This window comes from Streptomyces sp. H39-S7 (genome assembly GCF_027158205.1).
GTDB lineage: Bacteria > Actinomycetota > Actinomycetes > Streptomycetales > Streptomycetaceae > Actinacidiphila.
Window position 1 is genome coordinate 1 of the sequence record NZ_JAPVLU010000141.1, and the last position, 1062, is coordinate 1062.

A 1062-nucleotide genomic window follows, 5' to 3' on the forward strand; every position below is an offset into this window, starting at 1 on the left:
GACCTCCACGGAGTCGGGGTACAGCCCCTTGCGGGTCCATTCGCGGCCGATGGCGGCGATGGTGCGGGGGTGGGCGAGGAGGAAGCGGGTGCCGCGGCGGCGGCTGATGAGTTCGTCGAGGTCGTCGGGGATCGGGGGGCCGGCGTGGGGTTGCAGGCGCTGGTCGTAGTCGGCGGCGTGCAGCAGTCCGAAGTCGGGGTTGTTGATGAGTTCGTGTTCCTGGCGTTCGCGCAGGGCTTCGATGGTGAGTTTGAGCTGCTGCTCGATTTGGTTCATCGGTTCGTTGTAGAGGTCCGCGACGCGGCTGTGGACGCGCAGGACGGTCTGCGCGACGCTCAGTTCGTATTCGCGGGGGGCGACTTCGTAGTCGACGAAGGTGGTGGGCAGGTCGGCTTCGCCTGTGTGGCCGGAGGCGAGTTCGATGGCGGCTTCGCCGCGCTTGTTGACGCGTTGGCGGGGGATGGCCCGGTAGGCCTCGAGGTGTGCGCGCAGGGTGGGGGACTGGTCGGCGAGGGTCTGGAAGTCCTGGCGGGACAGGGCCAGCACTGTGGTGGTGGTCGCGGCGCGGGCGGTGAACTCCCAGGTGCTGTCGGAATCCAGTAGGCCCTGTTCGCCGAAGTGTGCGCCGTCGGCGAGGACGCCGAGACGATTCTGCTCGCCGAACTCGCCTTCGCTGAGCTGTTCGACCTTGCCGTGGGCGAGGAGGTAGACGGTGTCGACGGGTTGGCCGGCTTCGGCGAGCAGGTCGCCGGCGGTGAACTCGCGTTGGGTGAAGCGGTCGGCGAGTGCGGCCAGTACGGAGGGGTCGTCGAAGGAGCGCAGCAGGGACAGTTCGCCCAGCTGGGCGGGGACGACGCGGACGTGGGAGCCGGTTTTGACGAAGGTGACCTTGCCGTCGCCGACGGAGTAGGTGAGCCGGCGGTTGACCCGGTAGGTGCCGGCGCTGACCTCGACCCAGGGCAGCATGCGCAGCAGCCACCTCGAGGAGATCCCCGCCATCTGCGGTGCGGACTTGGTGGTGGTCGCCAGATTCCGGGCAGCAGCCGTATCAAGGCTTGTATG

General features: G+C 68.3%; 1 protein-coding gene. It reads right to left on the reverse strand.

The window, feature by feature from the left end:
• Positions 1-1062, reverse strand: a 1062-nt coding sequence (locus tag O3X23_RS43870; RefSeq protein WP_269281010.1) for a family 2B encapsulin nanocompartment shell protein, incomplete at both ends; no start/stop codon positions are given.